Below are 18,633 nucleotides of genomic sequence, written 5' to 3'. Positions count from 1 at the left end.
AGGAGGTACCGTCATCACCATGTCCACCCCACCTACCGCAGCGCCAGGACGGCCGTTCGGGCGTGTGCTCACCGCGATGGCGACCCCCTTCGACAGCGAAGGGGCGCTGGACGTCAAGCGGGCCCAGGAGCTCGCCGAGCACCTCGTGGAGCTGGGTAACGACGGCCTGGTCCTGAACGGCACCACCGGCGAGAGCCCCACCACGAGCGACGCGGAGAAGGCCGCTCTGGTCCGCGCCGTCGTCGAGGCGGTCGGCGACCGGGCCACCGTGCTGACCGGCGCCGGCACGAACAACACCGCGCACAGCATCGAGCAGGCCCACGCGGCCGCCGAGGCCGGCGCCCACGGCCTGCTCGTGGTCACGCCGTACTACTCGCGGCCCAGCCAGGCCGGGCTGTTCGCGCACTTCACCGCGGTCGCGGACGCCACCGAGCTGCCCGTGATGCTCTACGACATCCCGCCGCGCTCGATCGTGCCGATCGAGGTCGACACGCTGCAGCGGCTGGCCGAGCACCCGCGGATCGTCGCGGTCAAGGACGCCAAGGGCGACCTGATCGCCGGCTCCGAGGTGATCGCCAGCACCCAGCTCGCCTACTACTCCGGCGACGACGGGCTGAACCTGCCGTGGATCTCGGTCGGCGGCGCGGGCGTGGTCAGCGTGATCGGGCACGTGGTGGCCGGCCGGATCCGCGCGATGATCGACGCCTACGAGAACGGCGACACCTCCACCGCGCGCACCAACCACCGCGGCATGCTGCCGGTGATGCGGGCCATGTCCCGGCTCGGTGGCGTCGCGTTCAGCAAGGCCGCGCTGCGGCTGCGCGGCTTCGACATCGGCGACCCGCGGCTGCCGATCGTGCCCGCCACCGACGACCAGCTCCAGCTGATCGCCGCCGATCTTGCCCAGGGCGGCGTGCCGCTGGGCGACACGGCGGCCTCGGACTGGCATGGTGCACGGGTGGCACAAGCGGATTCCCAGGCGGCCTACGTGGCCCCCACTTCACACACCAGCGTTGGGACCCTGCCCCGGTGAGCTCACTTCCCCCCGGACCCGGCCCGACGAACCTCCCGCCCAAACTGCCCGAAGGGGCCCTTCGCGTAGTCGCGCTGGGCGGCATCGGCGAAGTCGGGCGCAACATGACCGTCTTCGAGTACGACGGCAGGCTGCTGATCGTCGACTGCGGCGTCCTGTTCCCCGAGGACACCCAGCCCGGCGTCGACCTGATCCTGCCGGACTTCCGGGCGATCGAGGACCGGCTCGAGGACATCGACGGCCTGGTCCTCACGCACGGGCACGAGGACCACATCGGCGCCGTCCCGTTCCTGCTCCGGCTGCGGCCGGACCTGCCGATCTACGGTTCGCGCTTCACCAACGCGCTGCTCGCGGCCAAGGCCAAGGAGCACCGCCAGCGGCCGAAGCTGATCGAGGTGCGCGAGGGCGAGCGGCGCAAGGTCGGCGCGTTCGACCTCGAGTTCTTCGCCGTGAACCACTCGATCCCGGACGCGCTGGCGGTCGCCATCCGCACCCCGGCGGGCGTGGTCCTGCACACCGGCGACATCAAGCTCGACCAGCTGCCGCTCGACGGCCGGCTGACCGACCTGGCCGGCTTCTCCCGGCTCGGCGACGAGGGCGTGGACCTGTTCTGCGTGGACTCGACCAACGCCGAGGTGCCCGGGTTCGTCATGCCGGAGCGCGACATCGGCCCGGTGCTCGACGACGTGATCCGCCGGGTGGACCAGCGCGTGATCGTCGCCTGCTTCGCCAGCCACGTGCACCGCGTGCAGCAGGTGCTCGCGGCCGCGTCACGGCACGGCCGTCGCGTCGCGTTCGTCGGCCGCTCGATGGTCCGGAACATGGGCATCGCGGCCGACCTCGGCCTGCTGGAGGTGCCCGAGGGCCTGCTGGTGGACCTCGACCAGGCGAGCACGCTGCCCGAGAGCAAGGTCCTGTTCGTCTCGACCGGGTCGCAGGGTGAGCCGCTCTCGGCGCTCTCGCGCATGGCCCGCGGCGAGCACCGGCAGATCTCGATCCGCTCCGGCGACACCGTGGTGCTGGCCAGCTCGATGATCCCGGGCAACGAGACCGCGGTGTTCGGCGTGGTCAACGGCCTGACCCGGCTCGGCGCGAACGTCGTGCACCAGGGCAACGCCAAGGTGCACGTCTCCGGGCACGCGTCCGCGGGCGAGCTGCTGTACCTGTACAACGCGGTGCGCCCGAGCAACGTGATGCCGGTGCACGGCGAGTGGAAGCACCTGCGCGCCAACGGCGAGCTGGCCATCCGGACCGGCGTGGCGCCGGAGAACGTGGTGATCGCCGAGGACGGCGTGGTCGTCGACCTGGTCGACGGCAAGGCCTCCCGCACCGGCCGCGTCGAGGTCGGGCACGTGTACGTGGACGGCCTCTCGGTCGGCGACGTCGGCGAGTCGACCCTGTCGGACCGGCTGGTGCTGGGCGAGGGCGGCTTCATCTCGATCAGCGTCGCCGTCGACTCCAGCACGGGCCGCGCGGTCAGCAGCCCGACGGTCTCCGGCCGCGGCTTCTCCGACGACCCGAAGGCGCTCGACGCCGTCGTGCCGCTGGTGGAGATGGAGCTGGCGCGCACGGAGGCCGAGGGCATCACCGACACACACCGCATCGCGCAGGCCGTGCGCCGGGTGGTGGGACGCTGGGTCGCCGACACCTACCGCCGCCGCCCGATGATCGTGCCCACGGTCATCCCGGTCTGAGAAGACTCGTGAGTGTTTATGACGGTTAGAACCGTCATAAACACTCACGAGCCCTGAGCTGGGCTACGCCTGGATGATGGCGAGGGCGTCGATCTCGATCCGTGCGCCGGGGAGGACCAGTCCGGCGACCTGCACCAGCGAGCTAGCCGGTCGCGGGCCGTCGCCGAGGAATTCATCGCGTGCGGCCCGGACTGCGCCGAGATCCGCGAGGTCGGTGAGGAAGTACGTCAGGCGCAGGACATCCTCCGGCCCCGCGCCGGCTGCCCGCAGTGCGGTGCCCAGGTTGGCGAACACCTGCCGGGCCTGGGCGAGGCCGTCGGCGGGGTCCACAATGGACCCGTCGGCGTCCACCGGGAGCTGGCCCGACACCGCCACCAGGCGACCGGCCCCGGCCACGGCGTGGCTGTAGCCGTTGACCGGGCCCAGGCCCGGCGGCCGTTCGAAGCGTTCGATCATCGTGTTTCCCCTGTTCGTCGTGCGGCCTGCGCTCAGGTGACTGCTTTCGAATTGGCCTGCACCAGCAAAGCGCCACCGAGCAGGATGGCCGCGCCCAGTACCTGGGGCCAGGTCAGGGCCTCACCCAGCAGCGCCCACGCCAGGACCGTCGCGAGCACCGGTTCGGCCAATCCCAGCACGCTCGCCACCGAGGCGGGCAGGTGCCGCAGCGACGAGATGCTCAGCAGATACGGGAAAACCGTCGACAGCAGCACCACTCCGACCACCAGCAGCCACAGCGGCGTCGTCCACGGCCCGAACGCGACGGCGCCGGCCAGCAGCGGCCACGGCACCGTCCACGGCGGCGCGACCACGCACACCACCACCGCCCCGATCACCATGCCCCAGGTGACCAGGCCCAGCGGGTCGCGGCCGGTCACCGCGCGCTCGCCGATCAGGAAGTAGCCCGCCGAGCAGACGCCCGCGCCGAGGCCGGCGAGCAGGCCGACGGTGTCGAGGCTGATGCCCTCCCAGACCTGCGCGACGAGCGCCAGGCCCGCCATCGCCAGCGCGATCCCGCCCCACATCGCGCGCGGCAGCCGCGTCCGGCGCACGAACCGGACCCACAGGGCGATCAGCACCGGCGAGGTGAAGTCCAGCAGGATCGCGATGCCGACCGGGATCCGGGACGCGGCGATGAAGTAGAACAGCTGCGTCCCGGCGACGCCGAGCAGCCCGTACGCGACCAGCATCGGCCATTCCCCGCGACGCACCTTGAGCGTCTGCGGCGCGAACACGGCCGTGCCCACGAGCAGCAGCAGGCCCGCGAAGCCGATTCGCAGCGTCGCCGCCTGTTCCGGGGTCAGCCCGGCCAGCATGGTCGGCTTCCCGAGGATGCCGGACGTGCTGAACAGCAGCGCCGAAGCCAGCACCAGGACACTGCCGCGCCCGCGGTGCGGGACGTGGGGCCGCGGGGCGACGGCGGCCAGTTCGGTGGTCACTGCGCGACCCTACGGAAGACCGACGAGGCGTCGATACCGATTTATTGCTGGGCTTTCAGCCCGGTGGCGACGTGCGTGGTGATCGTGGCGAGCCGCTTGCCCTGCCGCCGCAGCGCGCCCAGTGCCAGTTCGTCCGGCGCCGCCGATTTGCGCGAGACGAACGAGCCGCCGTACGGGTTGCCGGACTCCTTCAGGTGCGGGTCGCCGTAGCCGAGCGGCACCACGATCGCGCCCCAGTGGTAGAAGATGTTGTTCGTGGCCAGCACGGTCGCCTCGAGCCCGCCGTGCGTGGTGGACGCCGTGGTGAACGACGTCGCGACCTTGTCGGCCAGCTTTCCCTGCGCCCACAGGCCGCCGGTGCTGTCCAAAAAGGACTTCAGCTGCGCGGGCGGGCCGCCGAAGCGGGTCGGGCCGCCGGCCGCGATGCCTTCGGCCCACTCCAGATCGGCCAGCGTCGCGTACTCGTGGTGCGGGCCGGCGTCCACCCAGGCCTGCCAGCGCGGGTTGCTCGCGACGGCCTCGGGCGGCGCGGTCTCCGGCACCGTCCGCAACCGGACCTCGGCCCCGGTCTCGCGCGCGCCATCGGCCAGTGCGGACGCGAGCGCGGCGGCGTTCCCGGTGGCGCTGTAGTAGACGACCAGAATGCGTGTGCTCACGCCTCGCGACTCTAGGCCAGGCGCCGGCCCGGTCCCATGATCCGGAACGCGGCCGTCACCGCGACGGCTTGGCCTGCCCCGGCTTCCACGGGCTGACGGTGTCCGTCGGCCGGGTCGGGTCGGTGAACCGCGGCCGCACGGGCTCGTCGCGGCGCAGCGGCACCAGTCCGTCGGTGATGGCCTGCATGATCTTGGCGTGCGCGCGCACGCCGGCGCCCGGCCGTTCCGGCTCGACCCCGGACAGGTCGACGGGATCGCCGAAGTGCACCTTGAACCGCGGCCGCCGCAACGGCGCACTCAGCCCGGAACGGGCCAGCGGCACCAGGTCGGCCGGTCCGTTCACGGTCTCGGTGCCCCAATACACGGCCTCGTGCGCGCCCCACTGGCTGATCGGGATCACCGGCACGTCCGCGGCCAGCGCCAGCCGCGCCGCGCCGGTCTTGCCGCGCTCCGGCCACAGGCCGGGATCGTGGCTGATCCGGCCCTCGGGGTAGACGATGATCGGCTCGCGGGTGGTGCGGAGCTGCTCCACGGCCTCGGCGAACTGCCCGACCGCGGTCGCCGCCACCTGGCGGTCCACCCGCAGGTGCCCGCTGACGCGCAGCGCCGGGCCGATCAGCGGCGCGTCGAGGATGCCGCCGGCCAGCATGAACCGCGGGTTGATGCCGATCCGCTTGCACGCGGCCATCAGCACGAACGCGTCGAACACGCCGATGTGGTTCGCCGCCATCAGCAGCGGGCGGCCGCGCAGCGCGGGCGGGATCGAGCCGGACACGGTCAGCTTGCCGACCATGTTGACCAGGCCGCGGTCGATGTTCAGCATCGTCCGCCAGATCGCCGGGGCGCGGCGCGGAGCCGGGGGATCGTCCTGCTGCAGCGCGAACATGCGCAGAGTTTGCCATGGCGGCGGGTACCCCCGATGGGGTGGTTCCGGCAGCAGGGGGCTGAATCCGGGTGCCCCCGCACGCGTGCCGGCCGAGGCGATTGTTTCGCCTGTGCTGAGAGTGGCGCATGGGACTATCGGCCCCGGCCCGTTACCGTGGAGGCATGGCTGGGTCGGCGACGAGAAAGCGGAGCAGTTCGAGCAGCGGCGGGAAGGCACCGGCGCGTGGTTCGCGTACCCCGGCCAAGCCGCGGTCGGCGGGCTCCGGCTCGCGTTCGCGCCCGTCGTCTTCCTCCCGGAGGCCTTCTTCGTCGGCGCGCAGGCCGGCTTCGCGAAAGCGTTCGTCTTCCGGCGCGTTCGGGCGGGGCGTGCGCGGCACCTGGAACCTGCTGGCCAAGGGCCTCGGCACGCTGGCCCGCACGGTCGGGCGCACCCGCGAGCTGGAGGCCGAACACCGTCGTGACGGGCTCGCGCTCGGCCTGATCGCGCTGGCGATCATCGCCGCCGTGGGCGTGTGGTGGCGGGCCGCCGGGCCGATCGGCGCCGCCGTGGAGGTCGCGACGCGCACGGTGCTCGGCGCGGGCGCGGTGACGCTGCCCCTGGTGCTGGTCGTGGTCGCGGTCGCGCTGATGCGCTCGGAGCCGGACCCGGAGACCCGGCCGCGGATGGTCATCGGCACCCTGCTGGTGGTCCTGTCCGTGCTCGGGATGCTGCACATCTTCACCGCGCTGCCGCACACCAACGACGGCCGGATGTACGCCGGCGGCGTGATCGGCTGGTTCTCCGGCGGGCTGCTCACCCAGGGCGTCACCACCTGGGTCGCGGTGCCGCTGCTGATCCTCGCGCTGCTGTTCGGCGTGCTGGTGTTCACCGGCACGCCGGTGCGCGAGATCCCGCACCGGCTGCGCACCTGGGGCCTCGACGAGGAGGAACTCGCCGACGTCGAGGCGGAGCGCGACGCGGCCGCCGCTGCCGAGCGCGAGGCCGACGCGGTCATCGAAGCCGACCCGAAGGCCGCGCGGCTGCGCAAGCCTTCGCGCCGTCGCCAGGGCCGCGGCGAGCAGGACGGCGAGCAGCTGGACCTCGACGCCGCGCTGGCCGAGACGCCCACCCCGCTGCGCCCGCCGAAGCCCAAGCCGGCGACGCCCGCCGCCGAGGTGCCGGAGAAGAAGCCGAAGAAGGCCCCCGAGCCGCCGCTGGCGATGACCCGCACCGTCGAGGGCGACTACCAGCTCCCGCCGCCGGACCTGCTGAAGCTCGGCGACGTGCCCAAGTCCCGCAGCAAGGCCAACGACGCCATGATCGAGGCGATCACCGGCGTGCTGGAGCAGTTCAGCATCGACGCGCAGGTCACCGGCTTCACCCGCGGCCCGACCGTCACCCGGTACGAGGTCGAGCTGGGCCCGGGCGTCAAGGTCGAGAAGATCACCGCGCTGACCAAGAACATCGCGTACGCCGTGGCCACCGACAACGTCCGGCTGCTGGCGCCGATCCCGGGCAAGTCCGCGGTCGGCATCGAGGTGCCGAACTCCGACCGCGAGATGGTGCGCCTCGGCGACGTCCTGCGCGCGCCGACCACGGTCAAGGACAACCACCCGATGGTGATCGGGCTGGGCAAGGACATCGAGGGCCACTTCGTCACCGCGAACCTGACGAAGATGCCCCACCTCCTGGTGGCGGGCTCGACCGGCTCCGGTAAGTCCAGCTTCGTCAACTCGATGCTGGTGTCGCTGCTCGCGCGGTCGACCCCGGACGAGTGCCGGATGATCCTGATCGACCCGAAGATGGTCGAGCTGACGCCCTACGAGGGCATCCCGCACCTGATCACGCCCATCATCACCCAGCCGAAGAAGGCCGCCGCCGCGCTGGCCTGGCTGGTGGAGGAGATGGAGCAGCGGTACCAGGACATGCAGGTCAACAAGGTCCGGCACATCGACGACTACAACAAGAAGGTCCGCTCCGGCGAGATCACCGCGCCGCCGGGCAGCGAGCGCGTGTACGCGCCGTACCCGTACATCATGGCGATCGTCGACGAGCTGGCCGACCTGATGATGACCGCCCCGCGCGACGTCGAGGACGCGATCGTCCGGATCACGCAGAAGGCGCGCGCGGCCGGCATCCACCTGGTGCTGGCGACCCAGCGGCCGTCGGTCGACGTCGTCACCGGCCTGATCAAGACGAACGTGCCCTCGCGGCTGGCCTTCGCGACGTCGTCGCTGACCGACTCGCGGGTCATCCTCGACCAGCCGGGCGCCGAGAAGCTGATCGGCATGGGCGACGCGCTCTACCTGCCGATGGGCGCGGGCAAACCGGTGCGCATCCAGGGCGCGTTCGTCGGCGACGAGGAGATCGCCGCCGTCGTCAACTACGCCAAGGAGCAGGCGCAGCCGGAGTACCAGGACGGCGTCACGGCCCAGAAGGCCGGCGAGAAGAAGGAGATCGACCCGGACATCGGCGACGACCTCGACGTGCTGCTCCAGGCCGCCGAGCTGATCGTCACCTCCCAGTTCGGCTCGACCTCGATGCTGCAGCGCAAGCTCCGCGTCGGCTTCGCCAAGGCCGGCCGCCTGATGGACCTCCTGGAAAGCCGCGGCGTCGTCGGCCCGTCGGAGGGCTCCAAGGCCCGCGACGTGCTGATCAAGCCGGAAGAACTGGAATCGGTGCTGTTCATGATCCGCGGCGGCGACGCCCCCGAGCCGGCCGGCGAGGACGAAGAGTTCTGACGCCGGGTGCAACCCCCGGCGCCGCCCGCTCCGTCTTCACACCATGGACGCCAAGAGGCTCGCTCTGACCATGGGGACGCTGGTCGTCCTCGCCGCGGGCGCGGGGAGTTCAGTGGCCCTCGCGCAGACTCACGGGGGACCGGCGGCGCCGCCACGGCCGGCGGTCGAAGGGACCGTCACGGCCGATCCCGGACACGACGTCTCGCTCGCCACCGGGCAGGAGGCCGAGCTGAGCACCAAGGACATCACCGTCCGCTACACCCGGCTGGTCGAGGACTCCCGCTGCAAGCCGGGGCTGCACTGCATCTGGGAAGGCGACGCCGCAGTCGCCGTGACGCTGACGCAGCCCGGCCGCGGGGAGCACACCGACACCCAGCTGCACACCGGCCGGCGCGGGCCGCACGCCACGACGTTCGCCGCCGCTCAGGTGGAGCTGGTCGGCGTGAGCGTCCGCGGGGACCGGATCACGCTGCGCGTCACCTGAGCGGTTCGCCCCAGTGGTCGAGGAACGCGACCTCCGACAGCGGCCGCCGCGCGCCCGGCTTGAAGTCCGGCACCGTGGTGTACGCGACGGGCAGCAGCCCGACCTGGGTGTAGCCGTCCGGCACGCCGAGGATCTGCGCGGCCTCCGACTCGTGCTGCAGGTGGTACGTGGTCAGCGTCGAGCCGAGTCCGCGCGAGCGCAGGGCCAGCTGGAAGTTCCAGACCGCCGGGAAGATCCCGCCGTAGAAGGCCGCGTCCACGCTGTTGTCGCCGGCCGGGCGGCCGCGCAGGCACGGCACCACGAACACCGGCACCCGCTCGATCACCTCGACCAGGTACCGCCCGGACGCCAGCGCCCGGGCCGTCGCGGGGCTGGCGTCCGCCTCGGCCGCGCGGGCGGCCAGGTAGGCCTCGCCGACCCGGCGGAACACCGACGCCAGCCGGTCCTTGACGCCCTGGTCGCGCACCACCAGCCAGCGCCAATCCTGCTGGTTGCCCGGGGTCGGCGCCTGCAGCGCCAGCTCCAGGCACTCGGCGAGCACGGCGGGCTCGACCGGGCGCTCGAGGTCGAGCTTGCGCCGCACGGCGCGGGTGGTGCTGAGCAGGTGGTCGGTGTCCATTTCAGAACTCCAGGAGCATGCGTGAGTTGCCGAGGGTGTTCGGCTTGACGTAGGGCAGGTCGAGGAACTCCGCGACGCCGGGGTCGAGTGAGCGGCGCATCTCCTCGTAGACCTCCTGGGAGACCGGCGTCCCGTCGATCTCGACGAAACCGTGCCCGGAGAAGAAGTCCGTTTCGAAGGTCAGCACGAACAGGCGCTTGAGGCCCAGCTCGCGCGCCTCTTCGACGAGCCGCCCGACCAGCCGGTGGCCGATGCCCTGGCCCCGGGCCGCCTTGTCGACCACCACCGTGCGCAGCTCGGCGATGTCCTCCCAGAGCACGTGCAGCGCGGCGGCGCCGAGCACCTCGTCGCCGGCGTCGACGACGACCCAGAACTCCTGGATCGCCTCGTACAGCGTGACCAGCTCTTTCTCGAGCAGCACGCGGCCCGCGTCGGAGTCGACGAGCGCTTTGATCTTGCGGACGTCGGCTATCCGGGCGCGGCGGACGGCCGGGCTGGCGAAGTCGGGAGGCACACCAGCCAAGATATCCATCCGCCCGCCCGGCGCCGCCGACGGCTCGATCGGGGGACCCCCGGATGCGCCGCCGCCCGGCCCGTCACGTATAGCTAGTGCGCGCACACAACCGTGCCGTCACGTCAGGCCATCGCATCAGCCAGTACGCGCATCGCGGCGCGGCGACCAGGGGGAGGGACACCCATGTCCGGGACCACGGCGACGACGGCCGAACGGTCCGGACGGTCCCCCGCGGCGTCGGCCGCGCAGTCGCGGTTCCGGCCCGAGCTGCAGGGCGTCCGCGCGCTCGCCTCGGTGCTGGTGGTCGTCTACCACGTCTGGCTGGACCGGATCTCGGGCGGCGTCGATGTCTTCTTCCTGGTCTCCGGCTTCCTGATCACCGGCCAGCTCTACCGCGCGTCGCTGCGCGGCAAGGTCCAGCTGCGGCCGATGTGGGGCCGGATGATCAAACGGCTCTTCCCGGCCGCGATGACCGTGCTGCTCGCCGTGGTCGTGGCCTCGGCGCTGCTGCTGCCCGAGGACCGCTGGTTCCAGACCATCCGCGAGGTGTTCGCCTCCGCGCTGTTCTACGAGAACTGGCAGCTCGCCGCCGACTCGGTCGACTACTTCGCCCAGCACAACACCGCGAGCGTCGTGCAGCACTTCTGGTCGCTGTCCATCCAGGGCCAGTTCTACCTGCTGTGGCCGGTGGTCTTCGTCGCACTCGGCCTGGCCGTGCGCCGCTTCGGCTGGCCGCTGCGCCGCACCGTGAACGTCATGCTGGTGACGCTGTTCGCCGCCTCGCTCGCGTACTCGGTCCACCTCACCGCGGCCGACCAGCCGCTGGCCTACTTCCACGGCCTCACCCGCGTCTGGGAGTTCGCGCTCGGCGGCCTGATGGCGATGTTCCTCGACACCGTCACGCTGCCGCGCCGGCTGCGCATCTTGCTCGGCTGGGTCGGCGTGGCCGGGCTCGTGCTGTGCGGCATCGTGCTGCGCGTCGACACCGTCTTCCCGGGCTTCATCGCACTGTGGCCGACGCTGTCCGCGGGCCTGGTCCTGGTGGCCGGCCAGACCGGCAGCGGCTTCGGCGCGGATCGCTGGCTGAGCTCGAAACCGTTGGGCTACCTGGGAAACATCAGCTTCTCGCTGTACCTGTGGCACTGGCCGGTGCTGGTGTTCTACCTGATCGTGCGCGAGCGCGAGGCCGTCGGCCTGCTCGGCGGCGCGGTGGTGCTCGGGGTGTCGTTCCTGCTCTCGGTGCTGACCTACCACTTCATCGAGAACCCGATCCGGCTGTCGAAGATCGGCTCGGTGAAACGCTGGGGCGCCTACCGGTTCGCCCTCCTCGCGCTCGCCCCAGTGCTGATCGCCGCCGGCGTCTGGGGCGGCTACACCACGGCGGAGGCGAACTACTCCATCGCGCTCGGAGACCCCGATCACCCGGGTGCCGTCGCGCACACCCCGGGCTTCGTCTACCGCGGCTCGGCGTCCCCCTCGATCGTGCCGCCCATGCTGAAGCTGCCCGAGGACTGGGCCGGCATCGGCGACGACCAGTGCACGACCTCGCCGCGCAACGACGAGCTGAAGGTCTGCACCCAGGACCCGGCGGGACCGCCCGCCAAGCGCGTGGTGGTGGTCGGCGATTCGCACATGCAGCAGTACCTCGCCGCGTTCCTGCCGATGGTGCAGAGCGAGGGCTGGCAGATCACCTCGATGCTCAAGGGCGCCTGCCCGTTCTCCGCCACCTCCGACCTGATGCCGGGCGACCAGCCCTGCTTCGACTGGAACAAGGCCGCGGCCGCCGAGATCGTGGCGATGCGCCCGGACGCGGTGGTGACGCTGGGCAGCCTGAACGTGGGCGCCGGGATCACCGAGACCACCCCGCAGGGCTTCCTCGACCGGTGGGCGCGGCTCGACCGGGCCGGCATCCCCGTGGTGGCACTGCGCGACAACCCGCGCTTCGGCTTCGACGTGGCCGCCTGCGTCGCCGAGCGGACCCCGGACGACCCGGCCTGCGCCCGCGACCGCGACGACGTGCTGCCGCCGGACCCGTCCTACACCACGATGGCGAACGTCCCGGGCAACGTGTCGTTCCTGGACTTCACGGATTACTTCTGCGGTATGGACGTCTGCCCGGCCACGGTCGGCAACGTGCTGGTGTACATGGACGACAACCACGTCACCGCGACCTTCCTGACCACGTTGTCGCCCATCGTGGACAAGCAGATGAGCGCGGCCTTGAAGTGGTGATCACTGCTCGTTGACGCCCGCCCGTATGCTGTCGGGCCGGCAGAAGTGACACGGGGGGAACGGGTAATGACGCGCGCGGGGTCGGACGCGTTCCAGGCCGCCCAGGCGGAAACCGCCATGGGCCGCAACGTGATGCTGATCGGGCCGGACGGCACGTCGTGGCTGCTCGTGCCCGGGCAGCCGGTGCAGTGGACCCGGCCCGGCGGGGCCTGGCAGTTCGGCACGGTGCCCGCGGACCCCGGATACCGGGCCGCCACGCGGATCGTGCCGTCGAACGGATTCGGGCAGCCCGGTCCGCCCGCCCGGCCCGGTCCGCCGATGCAACCTGTTCCGCCCGGTCCGCCGGTTCAGCCCGGTCCGCCGGGTGTCCGTCCTCCCGGGCCGAATCGCCCTGCCTCCGCGCCGCCGCGCCCGGCCGCTGCCGCCGGTTCGCCGTCCGGCCCGGTGCCGCAGCCCGTGCGCCCGGCCGAGGCCCTGGTGCGAGTCGAGAACCTCGTCGGCACGGCGTTCGTCGCGGGAGCCGAGCCGGCCGGCGAGTTCGTGCGGCGGGTGGTGCAGGTCGTCGCCTGGGCCGACCGCAGCAGGCACGGCACCCAGGACGGCCGGGGGACGCCGCCGCCGGAGCCCGAGCGGCCGAAGGACAAACGCGGCTACCTCGACGATCTCGCCCGCACCACCCGTTCGATGACGTTCGACCTGCTCTCGGCCGGGAACCGGATGTGGGAACGGCGCGAGCAGGAGCAGTACGAGAAGGCGCACGCCGAGTGGGTCGTCGCGATGCAGGAGTGGGCCCGGCAGAACGCGGGCACGAAGCAGCCGAACCCGCTCGTGCTGCTCGTCGGCGAGCCCCACACCGGGCAACGCCGGTTGTGGCGGACGCTCCGCGTCGAACTCGGTGCCGCCGAGGTCGGTTTCGAGGCCGAGGTGGCGGTCACCGCCCCGGACCTGCTGGCCGCGGCCGGCGACGAGCCGGTCGAGGTGGTGCTCCGCGACCACATCTCCGAACAGCGGGATCCGCCGCTCATCCTGATCGAAGAGGTCGACGCCCTGTTCGAAAAGGAGCCCGGCGGCGTCCTGCGCGCGCTGCGGGACTATGCGCACGACCAGAACAGCTGTCGTCTGCTGGTGCTCGCGGGCACCGAGCGTGTGCTGGAGGTGCTGCGCGCCGAGGCGCCGGACTTCGCCCAGACCGTGATCCAGTACCGGATGCCGCGGTTCGCCCAGTCCGGCCGGACCGCCGCGCTGCTGGACGTGATCGCGGCCGAACGCTCGTTCGTGCTGCCGGCCGCAGTGCGGGATCGCCTGGTTCCGCTGGCCGGGAGCGCCGGCAACGGCGCCCGCGGGGTGGAGGCGGTACTCGACGCAGCCGCCCGGGGGGCCGTGGCCGGCGGGGTGTCCCCGGACGGCCGGGTCCATCTCGGGATGGAGCACGTCGCGCCCCTCGCCGCCGCGGCGGAACAGCGGGCCGGCCGTCCGGTCGAGGAGCTGCTGGCCGAGCTGGACGCGATGATCGGGCTCGCCCCGGTGAAGGAGCGGGTGCGGGCGCTGGTCTCCGAAGCGGCGATCGACGCGCGGCGCCGGGACGCGGGCCTGCCGGTCACGGTCCGCAGCCGGCACCTGGTGCTCACCGGCAACCCGGGCACCGCGAAGACGACCGTCGCCCGCCTGATCGGGAAGATCTACCAGGCGCTCGGAATGCTGTCCAAGGGCCACGTGGTCGAGGTGGCCCGGCCGGACCTGGTCGGCGAGTACATCGGCGAGACGTCGAAGAAAACCCGCGCGGTGTGCGAACGGGCGACTGGCGGCGTGCTGTTCATCGACGAGGCGTACAGCCTCTCCCTCGACAAGGACGACGAGTACGGCCGCGAGGCCGTCGCCGAAATCCTGGTCCAGATGGAGAACCACCGCGACGACCTGGTCGTGCTCGTCGCGGGTTATCCCAAGGAGATGGACGGCTTCCTCGAGTCGAATCCCGGCCTGCGGTCCCGTTTCTCCTCCCGGATCGAGTTCCCGGACTACAGCAACGACGAGCTGGCCGCGATCTTCCGGTCGATGGCCGAAAGCCAGGGCTACCAGCTCGACGCCGACCTGATCGGGGCGTTGCCCGAGGCGATCCGCCGGATCCCGCGCGGCCGCGGCTTCGCCAACGGCCGTTCCGTGCGCGGGCTGCTGGAGGCCGTGCTCGGGCAGCAGGCCGGACGGCTCGCCGCGCAGCCCGCCGGACCCGATTCCGCGCTGGCCCTGCTGGTCGCCGCCGACCTGCCGGGCGAGGCCGGGGTCGGGGTCGCCGACGACGCCGGTCCGCGGCGCGGTCTCGACGACCTGCTGGCCGAGCTCGACGGCATGATCGGCCTCGACGGTGTCAAGCAGCGGGTGCGGGCGCTCGTCGCGGAGACCCGGATGGACGCGCGGCGGCGCAAGGCCGGGCTGCCGGTCGGGGCGCGCAGCCGGCACCTGGTCTTCACCGGCAACCCCGGCACCGCCAAGACCACGGTCGCGCGGCTGATGGGCCAGCTCTACCGCGAGCTGGGGGTGCTGCCGTCCGGGCACCTGGTCGAGGTCGCGCGGCCGGACCTGGTCGGGGAGTACCTCGGGCAGACGGCGCCGAAGACCCGCGAGGTCTGCGAACGCGCGATCGGAGGCGTGCTGTTCGTCGACGAGGCGTACACGCTGGCGCAGGGGACCGGCTCCGGCTCAGGCTCGGACTACGGCCAGGAAGCCGTCGCCGATTGCTGGTGCAGATGGAGAACCACCGCGAGGACCTGATCGTGATCGCCGCGGGCTACCCGGCGGACATGGACCGCTTCCTGGACGCCAACGCCGGCCTGCGCTCGCGTTTCGGCGGCACGGTCGAATTCGCCGACTACGACAACGCCCAGCTCGCCGCCATCTTCACCGCGATGGCGGCCGGCCAGGGCTACCGGTTGGCCGAGGACCTGACGGCCGCCCTGCCCGGAGCCATGGCCGCCCTCGACCGCGGCCGCGGATTCGCCAACGGCCGCTCCGCCCGCGGCCTGCTGGAAGGCACGATCGCCGCGCAATCCCTCCGACTGGCGGGGCCGGACGTCGACCTGGAGTCGGTCGGCGACGCGGAACTGACCCTGCTGACCGCGGCGGATCTGCCGGCGCGGGGGTAATCAGGGGCTTTCGCGCGGGGTGGCCGGGCTGGGCCGCTCCGCGGGACCACCGCGCCCGGCCGAGCACTCCGCCACCGCGGGGTGGCTGGCCGGACTGCCGCGCAGGAGCACCGAGCTGGGCCATGGCCCCCGGCTACCGCTCGGGTGGCCGGGTTGAGCCGCTGCGCATGAGCGCCGGGCTGGGCCACGGCACTCGGGCACCGGGCGGGGTGGCAGGGCTAGCGCGTGTCTGAGAAAGCCGGTCTCGCGGCTGCCGCCGGTAGCGGATGACGCTTCCGCTGCACTGAGCGCAGGGAAAGCGTCATCCGCTACACCGAGCCAGCCCGCCGCACAGCGACCCGCAACCTTTGCCGGACACGCCCTAAGCGGGAGCACTGGGCGGGGTGGCAGGGCTAGGCGGGAGCACTGGGCTGCGCCACGGCACCCGGGCACCGTGCGGCGTGCTCGTGCTGAGCCGCTCGTACGAGCACCCACGCCCGCCCCCTGCGCTCCGCCACCGGCCCATCTCCTCGTCTGGGCGACGCCGTCGCCGCCCGGCCCGAGCCCGGCGGCTACGCTGAACGTCGTGCCTTCTCCCACCACTGAGCCTTCTACGACCGGGCCGTCCACCGTCGAGCCGGCCGCCGGCCGTCGTGTTTCCCTCGTGACGCTGGGCTGTGCCCGCAACGAGGTCGACTCCGAGGAACTGGCCGGACGCCTGGCGGCCGGGGGCTGGGAGCTGGCCGCCGATCCGGAGGACTCCGACGTCGTCGTGGTCAACACGTGCGGTTTCGTGGAGTCGGCGAAGAAGGACTCGGTCGACACGCTGCTGGCCGCCGCCGACACCGGGCGCAAGGTGGTCGCGGTCGGCTGCATGGCCGAGCGGTACGGCCACGAGCTGGCCGACAGCCTGCCCGAAGCCGACGCGGTGCTCGGCTTCGACCACTACGCCGAGCTGTCCGACCGCCTCGACGACGTGGTGGCCGGGCGCAAGCTCGCCTCGCACACCCCGTCCGACCGCCGCAAGCTGCTCCCGATCAGCCCGGTCCAGCGGCCCGCGGCGAGCGAGTCCGTCCAGGTGCCGGGGCACGCCCAGCACGGCTGGGGCCCGCGCGTGCTGCGCACCCGGCTGGACACTTCGCCGGTGGCCGCGCTGAAGATCGCGTCGGGCTGCGACCGGCGGTGCTCGTTCTGCGCGATCCCGTCGTTCCGCGGTTCGTTCGTGTCGCGGCAGCCCGACGAGATCGTCGCCGAGGCGCGGTGGCTCGCCGAGAACGGCGTCAAAGAGCTGTTCCTGGTCAGCGAGAACTCCACCTCGTACGGCAAGGACTTCGGCCGCGACGGCGCCAGCGCGCTCGAGCGCCTGCTGCCGCGGCTGGCCGAGGTCGAGGGCATCGAGCGGGTGCGCGTGTCCTACCTCCAACCGGCCGAGACGCGGCCGCAGCTGGTGAAGGCCATCGCGGCCACGCCGGGCGTCGCGGACTACTTCGACCTTTCGTTCCAGCACTCCAGCGAGCAGGTGCTGCGCCGGATGCGCCGGTTCGGCTCCACCGACTCCTTCCTCGCGCTGACCGAGCAGATCCGCGAGTACGCGCCGGAGGCGGGCATCCGGACCAACGTGATCGTCGGCTTCCCCGGCGAGACCGAGCACGACCTGGCCGAGCTGGAGCGCTTCCTGACCGGCGCCCGGCTCGACGCGGTCGGCGTGTTCGGCTACTCCGACGAGGACGGCACCGAGGCCGAGACCTTCGACGGCAAGCTGGACCCGCAGGAGGTCACCGCCCGCGTCACGCGCATCTCGGCGCTGGTCGAGGAACTCACCGCCCAGCGCGCCGAAGACCGCATCGGCACCTTCGTCGACGTGCTGGTCGAGCAGGCGGCCGAGGACGGCGAAGACGCCGTGGGCCGTGCCGCGCACCAGGCGCCCGAGGTCGACGGCGAGTGCGTGATCCTGGAGGAGGAGCCGGCCCTCAAGCCCGGCGACCTGGTCCGCTGCGAGGTCGTCGAATCGGCCGGGGTCGACCTGGTCGTCCGCCCGGTACCGGACGCCGACCGGTGAGTGCCGCCCCCAGCGACGCCGGGGAGGGCATGACCCGCAACGGTCAGGCCCCCGCCCGTCCCGCCGAGGCCGCTGCCCAGGTGCCGGAGCCGACGCCGGTCCCGACCCTCAACCTCGCCAACCTGCTGACCCTGTCGCGGCTGGTGCTGGTGCCGCTGTTCGTGCTCGCGCTGTTCACCGGCGACGGCGCGGACACCACCTGGCGGCTGATCGCGACCGGCCTGTTCGCCGTCGCCTCGGCCACCGACCAGGTGGACGGCTGGGTGGCCCGCAAATACGGGCTGATCACCGACTTCGGCAAGATCGCCGACCCGATCGCGGACAAGGCGCTGATCGGCGCCGCGCTGGTCGGGCTGAGCGTGCTCGGCGAGCTGCCCTGGTGGGTCACGATCGTGATCGCCGTCCGGGAGATCGGCGTCACGCTGCTGCGGTTCTGGGTGATCCGCCACGGCGTGATCCCGGCCAGCCGCGGCGGCAAGGCCAAGACGATGACCCAGATCCTGGCCATCGTGGTCTACCTGCTGCCGCTGCCGGCCGGCGCGGACCCGGTGCGCTGGACGCTGATTGGCCTGGCCGTGGTGCTGACCGTGGTCACCGGCGTCGACTACCTGGTGCGCGCGATCCGGCTGCGCGCCGCCGGCCGCCGCGCGACCGGCGCCTGATGCCCGCTGTGTCCCATTCTCCAGTGCCTGATCTGGACGGCCAGGCCGCCAGGCTGGTCGCGACGCTCACCCGGCGTGGTGAGACGGTGGCCGCGGCCGAGTCCCTGACCGCGGGCCTGGTCTGCGCCACGCTGGCCCGGATTCCCGGCGCGAGCGCCGTGCTGCGCGGCGGGCTGGTGGTCTACGCCACCGAGCTGAAGCACGTGCTCGCGGGCGTCGACGAGGAGCTGCTGGCCGCCCGCGGCGCGGTCGATCCCGAGGTCGCGGCCCAGCTCGCGGCCGGTGCGCGTGATCGCTGCGGCGCGACCTGGGGCCTGGGCCTGACCGGCGTCGCCGGACCCTCGGCGCAGGACGGGGCCGCCCCGGGCACGGTCCACCTCGGGCTCCGCGGGCCTTCCGGGCAGACCGTCCGTACCCTGGTGCTGACCGGTGACCGGGACGCCGTCCGGACCGGCTCCGTGAGCGCCGCCTTCACACTCCTCGAGGAACAACTAGACTGAGCGTGGCGTTCGCCCTTGGCGT

Annotated in this window: 17 protein-coding genes; 10 read left to right on the top strand and 7 right to left on the bottom strand. The window is 72.4% G+C overall.

Annotated features, from left to right (window positions below):
* Nucleotides 1-19 precede the first annotated feature (19 nt).
* Nucleotides 20-1,033 (top strand): 4-hydroxy-tetrahydrodipicolinate synthase, encoded by a 1,014-nt coding sequence (gene dapA, locus OG371_RS46255; protein ID WP_329063927.1) that lies wholly within the window; start codon nucleotides 20-22, stop codon nucleotides 1,031-1,033.
* Nucleotides 1,030-2,727: a ribonuclease J gene (locus tag OG371_RS46250; protein ID WP_329063925.1), complete on the top strand. Its 1,698-nt coding sequence runs from the start codon at nucleotides 1,030-1,032 to the stop codon at nucleotides 2,725-2,727. Before dapA ends, OG371_RS46250 begins: the two co-directional genes overlap by 4 nt.
* A gap of 63 nt (nucleotides 2,728-2,790) precedes the next feature.
* Here OG371_RS46250 and OG371_RS46245 read toward each other — a convergent pair whose 3' ends face one another.
* From OG371_RS46245 to OG371_RS46225, 5 genes are all read right to left on the bottom strand, one after another.
* Entirely contained in the window at nucleotides 2,791-3,183 is a 393-nt protein-coding gene (locus tag OG371_RS46245) for a RidA family protein (protein ID WP_329063923.1), read from the bottom strand.
* Between the two features lie 32 nt (nucleotides 3,184-3,215).
* The gene (locus tag OG371_RS46240) at nucleotides 3,216-4,163 is read right to left on the bottom strand and encodes an EamA family transporter (protein WP_329063921.1); all 948 of its coding nucleotides are present in this window, start codon (nucleotides 4,161-4,163) and stop codon (nucleotides 3,216-3,218) included.
* Between the two features lie 41 nt (nucleotides 4,164-4,204).
* Nucleotides 4,205-4,819: an NAD(P)H:quinone oxidoreductase gene (gene wrbA / locus OG371_RS46235; protein ID WP_329063919.1), complete on the bottom strand. Its 615-nt coding sequence runs from the start codon at nucleotides 4,817-4,819 to the stop codon at nucleotides 4,205-4,207.
* Nucleotides 4,820-4,874: 55 nt separating this feature from the next.
* Nucleotides 4,875-5,705 (bottom strand): lysophospholipid acyltransferase family protein, encoded by an 831-nt coding sequence (locus OG371_RS46230; protein ID WP_329063917.1) that lies wholly within the window; start codon nucleotides 5,703-5,705, stop codon nucleotides 4,875-4,877.
* Between the two features lie 148 nt (nucleotides 5,706-5,853).
* A complete protein-coding gene (locus OG371_RS46225; protein ID WP_329063915.1) occupies nucleotides 5,854-6,081 on the bottom strand; it encodes a hypothetical protein in 228 nt (75 codons plus the stop codon).
* On the opposite strand from OG371_RS46225, the gene OG371_RS46220 reads away from it, so the two are divergent.
* The gene (locus OG371_RS46220; RefSeq protein WP_329063913.1) at nucleotides 6,071-8,425 is read left to right on the top strand and encodes an FtsK/SpoIIIE family DNA translocase; all 2,355 of its coding nucleotides are present in this window, start codon (nucleotides 6,071-6,073) and stop codon (nucleotides 8,423-8,425) included. The two genes, OG371_RS46225 and OG371_RS46220, sit on opposite strands and share 11 nt — an antisense overlap.
* A gap of 43 nt (nucleotides 8,426-8,468) precedes the next feature.
* A complete protein-coding gene (locus OG371_RS46215) occupies nucleotides 8,469-8,909 on the top strand; it encodes a hypothetical protein (protein WP_329063911.1) in 441 nt (146 codons plus the stop codon).
* Here the strand turns inward: OG371_RS46215 and OG371_RS46210 are convergent.
* Nucleotides 8,902-9,528, bottom strand: a complete 627-nt coding sequence (locus OG371_RS46210) for a nitroreductase family protein (protein ID WP_329063908.1) — start codon at nucleotides 9,526-9,528, stop codon at nucleotides 8,902-8,904. The genes OG371_RS46215 and OG371_RS46210 overlap by 8 nt on opposite strands.
* Before the next feature lies 1 nt (nucleotide 9,529).
* The gene (locus OG371_RS46205; protein WP_329063907.1) at nucleotides 9,530-10,060 is read right to left on the bottom strand and encodes an amino-acid N-acetyltransferase; all 531 of its coding nucleotides are present in this window, start codon (nucleotides 10,058-10,060) and stop codon (nucleotides 9,530-9,532) included.
* Nucleotides 10,061-10,225: 165 nt separating this feature from the next.
* Between OG371_RS46205 and OG371_RS46200 the strand changes: the two genes are divergently transcribed.
* The 6 genes from OG371_RS46200 to OG371_RS46175 all read left to right on the top strand — a co-directional run bounded on the left by OG371_RS46200 (nucleotide 10,226) and on the right by OG371_RS46175 (nucleotide 18,611).
* Nucleotides 10,226-12,274, top strand: a complete 2,049-nt coding sequence (locus OG371_RS46200) for an acyltransferase family protein (protein ID WP_329063905.1) — start codon at nucleotides 10,226-10,228, stop codon at nucleotides 12,272-12,274.
* A gap of 66 nt (nucleotides 12,275-12,340) precedes the next feature.
* Nucleotides 12,341-15,040 (top strand): AAA family ATPase, encoded by a 2,700-nt coding sequence (locus tag OG371_RS46195; RefSeq protein ID WP_329063903.1) that lies wholly within the window; start codon nucleotides 12,341-12,343, stop codon nucleotides 15,038-15,040.
* Nucleotides 15,016-15,411: a hypothetical protein gene (locus OG371_RS46190; RefSeq protein WP_329063901.1), complete on the top strand. Its 396-nt coding sequence runs from the start codon at nucleotides 15,016-15,018 to the stop codon at nucleotides 15,409-15,411. Before OG371_RS46195 ends, OG371_RS46190 begins: the two co-directional genes overlap by 25 nt.
* A gap of 565 nt (nucleotides 15,412-15,976) precedes the next feature.
* The gene (rimO, locus tag OG371_RS46185) at nucleotides 15,977-17,449 is read left to right on the top strand and encodes a 30S ribosomal protein S12 methylthiotransferase RimO (RefSeq protein WP_442876060.1); all 1,473 of its coding nucleotides are present in this window, start codon (nucleotides 15,977-15,979) and stop codon (nucleotides 17,447-17,449) included.
* A complete protein-coding gene (gene pgsA / locus OG371_RS46180) occupies nucleotides 17,446-18,111 on the top strand; it encodes a CDP-diacylglycerol--glycerol-3-phosphate 3-phosphatidyltransferase (RefSeq protein WP_442876059.1) in 666 nt (221 codons plus the stop codon). The genes rimO and pgsA overlap by 4 nt, the downstream gene beginning before the upstream one ends.
* Nucleotides 18,111-18,611, top strand: coding sequence for a CinA family protein (locus OG371_RS46175; protein WP_329063897.1), 501 nt, complete (start codon nucleotides 18,111-18,113; stop codon nucleotides 18,609-18,611). Before pgsA ends, OG371_RS46175 begins: the two co-directional genes overlap by 1 nt.
* Nucleotides 18,612-18,633 lie beyond the last annotated feature (22 nt).

The sequence above is a fragment of the Amycolatopsis sp. NBC_01480 genome, assembly GCF_036227205.1.
GTDB lineage: Bacteria > Actinomycetota > Actinomycetes > Mycobacteriales > Pseudonocardiaceae > Amycolatopsis.
Note: the sequence above shows the minus strand (reverse complement) of the source record. Positions and strands in the feature narration are given on the sequence as shown.